We start from the raw sequence: 8,875 nt of genomic DNA, 5'->3' as shown, positions 1-8,875 counted from the left end.
TGATGATGGTTTAGTTGACTTATTAATTAAAGAAAAAGACGAAGAAAAGAAAGAACTAGTTTGTGAAGCTCAAAACACTGGTGTTATAGGTTCCAAAAAGGGTGTTAATGCACCTGGAGTTGAAATTCGCCTGCCAGGAATTACCGAAAAAGATGCTGATGACATCAAATTTGGTTTAGCTCATGGCATTAACTTTATTTTTGCTTCGTTTGCACGTAAGGCACAGGATATCCTTGATATCCGTAAGTTGTGTGAAGATGCAGGTTGTGATTATGTTAAGATTTATCCTAAGATTGAATCACAAGAAGGTATCGATAATGCGGATGAAATCTTGCAAGTTTCAGATGGTTTAATGGTTGCTCGTGGTGACATGGGGGTTGAAATTCCATTTATTGATGTGCCATTTGTTCAAAAAGATTTAATCAAGAGAGCAAATGCACTTGGTAAGCCAGTTATTACTGCTACCCAAATGCTTGACTCAATGCAAGAAAATCCTCGTCCAACTCGTGCTGAAGTTTCAGACGTAGCTAACGCGGTACTTGACGGTACTGATGCAACTATGCTTTCTGGTGAATCCGCCAACGGTTTGTACCCAGTTAAGGCTGTTTCTGCAATGGCTGAAATTGATGAAAGAACTGAACAAGAACTTCTTAAACGTAACACTTTGGCTCTGCAAAGATTTGAAGAATACAAGGGTTCAAACGTTACTGAAGCTATTGGTGAGTCTGTTGTGCGGACAGCTCAAGAATTAGGTGTTAAGACCATTATTACGGCAACTAATTCAGGCTATACTGCCAGAATGATTTCTAAATATCGTCCAAACGCTAATATATTGGCCTTAACTTTTGACGAAAAGATTCAACACTCACTTGGCATTTCTTGGGGTGTTCAACCTTTGCTTACTGACAAACCAGCTTCTACTGATGATATGTTTGAAGTAGCAGCTAATGTTGCCAAAGAACAAGGCTATGTTAAAGATGGTGATTTAGTAATCATTGTTGCTGGTGTTCCTGTTGGTGACTCCGGTACAACCAACTTAATGAAACTACAAATCATTGGTAGCAAATTGGCTCAAGGGCTGGGTGTTGGTAACGGCTCAGTTGTTGGTAAAACAGTTGTTGTTAATAGTGCTGAAGAAGCTATCAGCAAGGTTAAAGAGGGCGACATCATGGTTGCCAGAACTACTGATCCTGATTACATGCCAGCTATTAAGAAGGCTTCAGGTTTAGTTGTTGAAGCTTCTGGATTGACTTCACACGCTGCAGTTGTCGGTTTATCATTAGGAATCCCAGTTGTGGTCGGTGTTACTGGTGCTACTGAAAAGATTGGCAGTGGTATTACTATTACTGTTGATGCTCGTCGTGGTGCTATTTACCAAGGTGAAGTTTCAAATCTTTAATTAAAGTAAAATGTGAAAATAGCCAGTAGCCAGTACTGGCTATTTTTGTTTACTTTTGATCTGGGTAAATTAAATGAAAATCATTAGTTAATTTGGTTTGACTGATATCAATTTAAGCCATTAAAATGATATACTTGTTATCAGATCCAATATCTAGACTTAGGAGATTAATCATGCTAGGCACTATTGCAACTGGAAAAATAATAGATCAAAATGAAAATTCTTTTTTTGTTCAAGTCGAAGGTTTCACTTATGAATTGAAACGAAAGGAAATTACTCAGGAAGAAAAGCCAAAACTGGGAGATCAAATCAAAGGATTTCTGTACGATAATAAACAGCATAATCGCGAAATGACCCAGTTTCTACCCTTTGCTCAAGAAGATCAATATGCTTGGAGCAAAGTGACTGAAGTCAAGTATAACTTAGGTGTTTTTGTAGATATTGGTTTGCCAGATAAAGATATAGTGATTTCCTTGGATGATCTCCCTTATGACAAAGAACGCTGGCCTGAAGTTGGTGATCAACTGCTAGTTCATCTTGAAACTGATGAAAAAGATCGTATTTGGGCAAAAATGGCGGATGAAAATATTTTTGAACAACTTGCAGCTCATTTTCCAGACGGTATGAATAATAAAGATGTTTTTGGGACTGTTTATTCAGCCCGTGAAGTAGGAGCATTTGTAATTACCAAAGAATATTATTTGGGTTTTGTTCATCCGTCACAAATGGCTCGGCCACTACGTTTAGGTGAACAGTTTAAGGGCAGAGTTGTTGGTGTTAGTCAGTATGGCCGCCTGAATTTGAGCAGTCTGCCGCGATCATTTGAAGAAATAGATGATGATGCGCAGATGATTTTGATGAGTTTGCGCAGAAAAAAAGATAAAACATTACCTTTTTATGATAAATCTGATGCAGAGGATATAAAAAGCTATTTTGGCATCTCAAAATCTGCTTTTAAACGAGCATTAGGACACTTGTTGAAGGGAAAATACATAGTGGAAGATAAAACTACTGGAACAATTTCATTAGTTAACGACCCCGAAGAAGACAAAAATGAATAATTTAACAGAACAAGTTGAGGACTATTTAAGATATAGTCAAATTGAGCGAGGACTAAGTGCTAATACAATTACTGCTTACAAGCAGGATTTAAGCTCTTTCATTAATTTTTTGCAAAAGGAAAATTTAAGTTCTTGGCCGACTAAAGCAATTGATATTGATGCTTTTTTGGCCGAGCAACGCGATCAAAAGAAAGCAACAAGTTCTATTAGTCGTTTAATTTCAAGTCTGCGGAAATTTTACCAGTGGCTGGTAAGACAAAATATTCAAAAATTGAATCCTATGCTTGAAATAGACTCACCTAAAAAACGTCGACCTTTACCAGTTGCTTTAACCACAGTTGAAGTTACTGACTTACTTAAGCAACCTGATATAAAAAAGAAACTGGGTTTACGAGACCGTGCTTTACTTGAAACGTTGTACGCAACGGGCATAAGGGTGAGCGAATTAATAAACCTTAAATTTACCGACTTGCATGAAGAATTGAAATTAGTCAAAGTTTTTGGTAAAGGGTCAAAAGAACGGTTGATTCCTATTAGTAAAGTTGCTTTGTCCTGGATTAATAGTTACAAAGAAAAAGTACGTGATCCACTCATATTAAAAGTGGGAAAAAATACGGATTTTATTTTTCTTAACAGCCGCGGAGGTTCTCTAACTCGACAAGCTGTTTGGCAAATTATCAAGCACTACTGCAAGCTGGCAGGTATTCAGAAAAATGTTACCCCTCATACTTTAAGACATACCTTTGCTACTCACTTACTTGAAAATGGGGCTGACTTGCGTGTGGTTCAAGAGATTTTAGGCCACTCAGATATTAGTACTACACAAATTTATACCAATTTGTCCCAAAAACATATCATACAAGTTTACGAGAAAACTCATCCTCGAATTTAAGGTGATTAAATGTTAATTGAATGTAAAAATGACACGGAAAAAGTAGCAATGGGCTTATTATCCTATTTACCGGATTTTAAAAATCTTGCAAATCTTAAGGATGAAATTCAATTAAATAAAAATAGTGCTGAATTTTGTCTATATCTTTATCGGTCCCAGGACCCTAATTTTATTGGTGTAATTGGCACGCAGGCAAATAAACAATTTGTTGTCATTCGCTACATTTCATTTGCTCCAGATTTTCGCAAAACTAAATATGAGGCCAAGGCAGTGCAAGAACTGGCGCAAAATAACCCTCAAAAAAGAATTACAGCTGTTCCAGAATATATTGATCTGATTAAATATTTAAAAAAGGACTCAAAAATATGAGTGCTAATCTTACTTTGGAATTACCCAATTTTGAAGGTCCTTTAGATTTGTTGCTGCACTTAATTAAAGTACAGAAAATCGATATTTATGATATTCCAATAGCCCAGATTACCAGCCAATATTTAGCCTATTTACATGAAATGCAAAGTCTTAATTTGAAAATTGCTGGTGAATATTTCGTGATGTCATCATTGTTATTACGCATAAAATCACAGTCTCTACTTCCGCGTAATGATTTCGTAGAAAATGATGAGGAACAAGAAGATCCTAGAGATGAACTTGTACAGCAGCTTATTACCTATTCGATATTCAAAAAAATCTCGGTTTACTTTAAAAAGCGCAACGAAAAGGTTCCAATTACGGCTGCTAAAGAGGAAAGTGTGCCACTTAGTAAAAAAATTCAGCCGTTACCTCGAGGACAAATTACTTCCACTGAGTTGGCTAATACATTTATTTTAGTGTTACAAAGAATGAAGTTTAGACAGCCTGATATTGTTTCGGTTGAAGTGAAAGAGACATCTGTTAAGGAAATGAGTACTTTTTTGCAAAATGAATTGGCAAAGCGTAAAAAGGTCAGTTTTTTTGCATGTTGTCAAAAAATGAAAACTTTATCTGATGTTATTGGTCTGTTTTTAGCATTACTTGAACTTTGTAAAAAGCAGGAATTGCGGGTAACACAAAATAGAACATTCGGCGATCTGAACTTGGAGAGAAATGATAGCGATGATAACTAAAATTGCCCAGTTAGAGGCTCTATTGTATGTGGCCGGAGATAATGGCATTGAAAGCACTAATTTGTGTGAACTGTTGCAAGTTGACAGGCCTGCATTGCGCGAATTAACTAAAAGTTTGCAGCAAAAATTACAGCAAAATTCAGATTCAGGTCTGCAAATACAGCAACTAAACGATTCTTATAAATTGACAACAAGGCCGGAAGTAAGCAAAGCAATTGAAAACTTTTTTCAAAAAGATCTAACTAAAAATCTTAGTCAGTCCGCTCTGGAAATTTTATCGATTATTGCTTATAAGCAGCCTATTACTCGGATTGAAATTGATGAAATCAGAGGGGTAAATTCATCTGGTGCTTTACAAACATTAATTTGGCGAGGTCTTGTAAAGATAAATGGCAAAAAAGAGGCACCGGGACATCCTAATTTATACGTGACCACTGACTATTTTTTGCAGTATTTTGGTTATCAAAGTTTAGCTGATTTACCTCTAATAGAAGATTTTGAAGATGATAGTGTTAATGCCGAAGGAGAAATCGATTTATTTGCGGCTAAGGGTCAAGCAGATAAGAATATTGCTAAAACTCAAAAAGGAGAATCATAATGGTGTTAGAACGATTACAAAAAGTAATTGCTGAAGCTGGAATTGCTTCACGACGCAAGGCTGAAAAAATGATCACCGCAGGGCGGGTGACAGTTGATGGTAATGTAGTTACAAAATTAGGCACTAAGGTGGATACATTCAGTAACATTACTGTTGACGGTGAACCAATTGAGCGGGAAAGTTTGCACACTTATCTTTTCTATAAACCGCGTGGTGTGGTATCGACTGCCAGCGATGATAAAGGCAGAAAAACCGTTGTTGACTATTTTAAAGAATTACCTTACCGCTTATACCCGATTGGCAGACTAGATTATGATACGTCAGGTTTACTCTTGATGACCAATGACGGAGAGCTTGCAAATTTATTAATGCATCCACGGAATAATGTAGCCAAAGTATATGTTGCTAAAATTACGGGTGTACTTTCTCCTACAGAAATTAGTCAGCTTACCCACGGAGTAAAAATTGATCGTCATAGATGTGCTCCAGCTAAAGTTAAAGTAATTAGAACTGACCGCAAAAAAAATAGCCAAATAGTACAGTTAACTATTCATGAGGGGCAGTATCATCAAGTAAAAAGAATGTTTAAGGCCGTTCATCATCAGGTTAAAAAATTAGCACGTGAAAGATACGCCTTTTTAACCTTGGACTCTCTGATTTCCGGAAGCTTTCGCGAATTATCCCATGAGGAAGTTGACAGATTAAAAGACGTAGATTAAGATGGTACTTGAAATTAAATAATAAGTTTGTTGTCTTCATGGCAGGGTGAAAATCCCGACCGGCGGTGAGAGTCCGCGACCCACGTAAGTGGTGGAATCTATTGTGATACCGATAGTTAAAGTCTAGATGAAAGAAGACAGACTAAACTAAAAGCCAAGATCTTTAGCTTACTTTTACTCGGTCTGTTGCTAGGAGCAGCAGACCGAGTTTTTTGGAGGTAAGAATTTTGCAAAGAAAAGGCAGAAATAATTTAGTCAATATAGTAGCTTATACTTTAATTGGAACAATTGCATACGTATTAATGCTTTTGGAAATACCATTGCCTGTCACTAGCTTCTTAAAATTTGATTTTTCTGATGTTGTAATTACAATTGGTACTTTTTTATTTGGTCCGTTACCCGGTATTTTCATCGCGTTTGTGAGAATGCTAATTAATTTAATATATAAAGGTTTTGCTCTACCAAGTTTAGTGGGTCAATCTGCGGCCTTTTTAGCATCAATTTCATTTGCTTTACCGTTTTATTATTTGACTAGAAATATCAATAAAGATGAAAAGAGTTTTACGAAAAAACATTTAAAACCAATTTTAGGTATAGTCCTTGGCATTATAGCAATGGCTTTTGTTTTGTCAGTTTTAAATGCTCTGGTCCTAACACCTTTTTATGCAGCAACTACAGTACCCAATTTGCCAACTATTCATGGTTATTCAGGTTTACTGGCATTTACTGAGAAAGTGTACTTGGGCAAATTGCTTCACATTCCTTCAATGAGTGCCTACATTTTTGGCATTATTGTGCCGTTTAATTTATTAAAAGGCGCAATAAATGGTACGGTTGTTTACTTACTGTTTGAAACTGTTTTGAGAACAATCAAACCATTTGTCAGAAAAAACTTTAATTTAAAAAACTAAAATCAGAAATTATGAAATCGGTCTATTAAATGACCGATTTTTTTATCCACTTAAATGTTAAATATGCTAAAATTAAACAGGTTAGGTAAGGAGGCTTTTTAAGATGACTAATAAACCTAAGGGACCATATCAACATTATAAACGTCCACAAAAAACAAGAGTTGAAGCGTACAACTCTGTTTCTAAAGGTTGGATTGTACTCATTGTTTTACTTATAATGATACTAATTGGCCTTGTTCCAGTAGTACATCATTTAGCAGCGAATAATAGTTCAAGTAATAAAATAGTTGAAGTACGCAAAACTCATAAAAAAGCTGCTAAAAAAGCAAAAACTAAAGCTTCTCCTGCAAAAAACAAACTTGTCGAAAATAAAACTAAGAGCAAGCCGAAAGCAGAACAGAAAGCTAAGGTTAAGCAAAAAAGGAAACACGCAAAAACTAAACCCAAAATTAAACAATATATAGTTCAAAGTGGAGATTCTTTAAGTAGTATTGCTCGTCGTTTTAAAATTTCTGTTGGTCAGTTAGCTGAGTTAAATCAACTTGACCCTAACAGTCAGGTGGATATCGGACAAGTATTGCGTATCAAATAATTTAGAAAGGATAGGGACTGCAGTCCCTTTTTTATTGAATGCAAATAGCAATTGACGGACCAGCTTCAGCTGGAAAAAGCACAGTAGCGAAGATTATAGCTCAAAAATTGAACTTTACGTATATTGATACGGGAGCAATGTACCGCGCTTCTACCTGGTTAGCACGTGAACACAAACTTAGTTATAGTGATGAAAAGGGCATATTGGCTGCCATTGATAAAGAAAAAATTGAACTAAAAAGCGAAAATGGCCAACAAAAAGTTTTTGCCGGTGAAGAAGATATATCCCAAGATATACGTACGCCGGATATTTCTGCTCACGTTTCCCAAGTATCAGCTTTAGCAGGTATCAGAGCTAAAATGGTCAGTTTGCAAAGACAAATGGCCGGTCAGATGAATGTAGTGATGGATGGTCGTGATATTGGGACCACGGTTTTGCCCGAAGCTGACGTTAAAATCTTTTTAGTTGCGTCTGCTCATTCTCGAGCTCAAAGAAGAATGCTTGATTTTAAAGAAAGAGGAATTAAAACTAACCAATCCCTTGAAGAAATTGAGCAAGACATATCGGAAAGGGATTATAAAGATTCGCATCGTAAAATTTCACCATTAAAGAAGGCACATGATGCTATTGAAATAGACACAACTTCTATGACTATAGACCAGGTAGTTAATGCAATCTTATCTGAAATTAAAAAAAGTCAAAAAAACTATAAAAAAAGGGTATAAAACAGTAGAAAAATATCAAACTTTCATTTAGAATTAGAGTATGATATTGGGAGGTAAATAATGTCAGAAAACAGTAATCAATTTTTAGATGCATTAAAGCAAATGCAAGGAGTTGAGGTCGGAGATATTGTAGATGTTGAAGTCTTAGACGTTGAAGAAGGTCAAATCGATGTTGGTGTTGAAAATGCCGGTATTGAAGGTGTAATTCCTCGTCGTGAATACACTTCAGATCGCAACGTTGACCTACGTGAAGCAGTTAAACCAGGCGATAAGCTCAAAGCTTTAGTTTTAAGAAAAGCCGGCGGAGATAAAGAGAATGGTGAATTCTTCTTCTCAGTTACCCGCTTGAAGGAAAGAGAAGCTTACGATGAACTGCAAAAAGATTTTGAAGCCGGAAAGACAATTGAAGGTACAGTTACTTCTTCAGTTCGTGGTGGTTTGTTAGTAGATGTAGGCACTAGAGGATTTTTACCTGCGTCATTAATTTCTAACCGTTATGTTTCAGATCTTAAGCCATTTATCGGCAAAACTATGAAACTTAAAATTACTGAAATTGATCCAAGTAAGAACCGCTTAATCCTTTCTCACAAAGATTTAATTGAAGAAGAACGCGAAGAAGCTTTTGACAAGGTTGCATCACAGTTAGTTGTGGGTGATGTTGTTGAAGGCAAGGTTTCCCGTTTAACTAATTTTGGAGCTTTTGTTGATGTTGGCGGTGTTGATGGTTTAGTCCACATTTCCGAGATCTCATATAAACATGTTGATAAGCCAAGCGATGTTTTAAAGGCTGGTCAAGATGTCAAAGTTAAAGTAATTGGTATTGATGATGATAGACATCGCATCTCCCTTTCAATTAAGCAAACTGAACCTTCTCC

The 8,875-nt window shown here is 36.2% G+C and carries 11 protein-coding genes and 1 riboswitch; all 11 genes read left to right on the top strand.

Annotated features, from left to right (window positions below; genetic code table 11):
* Positions 1–1,399: pyruvate kinase (gene pyk, locus Q0R51_RS08650; protein ID WP_294758152.1), on the top strand; the 1,399-nt coding region annotated here is incomplete at its 5' end.
* A 173-nt stretch (positions 1,400–1,572) separates the two neighbouring features.
* Entirely contained in the window at positions 1,573–2,460 is an 888-nt protein-coding gene (locus Q0R51_RS08645) for a S1 RNA-binding domain-containing protein (protein WP_122026024.1), read from the top strand.
* Positions 2,453–3,352 carry a site-specific tyrosine recombinase XerD gene (gene xerD, locus Q0R51_RS08640; protein ID WP_122026025.1) on the top strand — a complete coding sequence of 300 codons (900 nt, stop codon included), beginning with the start codon at positions 2,453–2,455 and terminating at the stop codon, positions 3,350–3,352. The genes Q0R51_RS08645 and xerD overlap by 8 nt, the downstream gene beginning before the upstream one ends.
* A gap of 9 nt (positions 3,353–3,361) precedes the next feature.
* Positions 3,362–3,721, top strand: coding sequence for a reductase (locus Q0R51_RS08635; RefSeq protein ID WP_294758147.1), 360 nt, complete (start codon positions 3,362–3,364; stop codon positions 3,719–3,721).
* Positions 3,718–4,455 (top strand): ScpA family protein, encoded by a 738-nt coding sequence (locus Q0R51_RS08630; protein WP_294758145.1) that lies wholly within the window; start codon positions 3,718–3,720, stop codon positions 4,453–4,455. The genes Q0R51_RS08635 and Q0R51_RS08630 overlap by 4 nt, the downstream gene beginning before the upstream one ends.
* The gene (gene scpB, locus Q0R51_RS08625) at positions 4,445–5,053 is read left to right on the top strand and encodes an SMC-Scp complex subunit ScpB (protein WP_294758143.1); all 609 of its coding nucleotides are present in this window, start codon (positions 4,445–4,447) and stop codon (positions 5,051–5,053) included. Before Q0R51_RS08630 ends, scpB begins: the two co-directional genes overlap by 11 nt.
* 2 nt (positions 5,054–5,055) lie before the next feature.
* Positions 5,056–5,772: a pseudouridine synthase gene (locus Q0R51_RS08620; RefSeq protein ID WP_294758155.1), complete on the top strand. Its 717-nt coding sequence runs from the start codon at positions 5,056–5,058 to the stop codon at positions 5,770–5,772.
* Between the two features lie 28 nt (positions 5,773–5,800).
* A riboswitch (FMN riboswitch) is annotated at positions 5,801–5,915 on the top strand.
* Positions 5,916–5,996: 81 nt separating this feature from the next.
* Positions 5,997–6,683 (top strand): ECF transporter S component, encoded by a 687-nt coding sequence (locus tag Q0R51_RS08615; RefSeq protein ID WP_110446702.1) that lies wholly within the window; start codon positions 5,997–5,999, stop codon positions 6,681–6,683.
* Between the two features lie 103 nt (positions 6,684–6,786).
* Positions 6,787–7,275, top strand: a complete 489-nt coding sequence (locus tag Q0R51_RS08610) for a LysM domain-containing protein (protein WP_294758141.1) — start codon at positions 6,787–6,789, stop codon at positions 7,273–7,275.
* 38 nt (positions 7,276–7,313) lie between these two features.
* Complete coding sequence (gene cmk / locus Q0R51_RS08605; protein WP_122026030.1) at positions 7,314–8,000, top strand: (d)CMP kinase; 687 nt, start codon at positions 7,314–7,316, stop codon at positions 7,998–8,000.
* 60 nt (positions 8,001–8,060) lie between these two features.
* Positions 8,061–8,875: S1 RNA-binding domain-containing protein (locus tag Q0R51_RS08600; protein ID WP_294758137.1), on the top strand; the 815-nt coding region annotated here is incomplete at its 3' end.

It is taken from the genome of uncultured Lactobacillus sp., from assembly GCF_946477725.1.
Taxonomy (GTDB): Bacteria; Bacillota; Bacilli; order Lactobacillales; family Lactobacillaceae; genus Lactobacillus.
The sequence above is the reverse complement of the archived record's forward strand: the minus strand, read 5'-3'. Positions and strand labels throughout refer to the sequence as shown.

What these genes read in the sequence shown, in the direction of transcription:
- Q0R51_RS08645 (WP_122026024.1), top strand. Translation starts at nt 1,573, where the DNA reads ATGCTAGGCACTATTGCAACTGGAAAAATAATAGATCAAAATGAAAAT.
- xerD (WP_122026025.1), top strand. Translation starts at nt 2,453, where the DNA reads ATGAATAATTTAACAGAACAAGTTGAGGACTATTTAAGATATAGTCAA.
- Q0R51_RS08635 (WP_294758147.1), top strand. Translation starts at nt 3,362, where the DNA reads ATGTTAATTGAATGTAAAAATGACACGGAAAAAGTAGCAATGGGCTTA.
- Q0R51_RS08630 (WP_294758145.1), top strand. Translation starts at nt 3,718, where the DNA reads ATGAGTGCTAATCTTACTTTGGAATTACCCAATTTTGAAGGTCCTTTA.
- scpB (WP_294758143.1), top strand. Translation starts at nt 4,445, where the DNA reads ATGATAACTAAAATTGCCCAGTTAGAGGCTCTATTGTATGTGGCCGGA.
- Q0R51_RS08610 (WP_294758141.1), top strand. Translation starts at nt 6,787, where the DNA reads ATGACTAATAAACCTAAGGGACCATATCAACATTATAAACGTCCACAA.
- cmk (WP_122026030.1), top strand. Translation starts at nt 7,314, where the DNA reads ATGCAAATAGCAATTGACGGACCAGCTTCAGCTGGAAAAAGCACAGTA.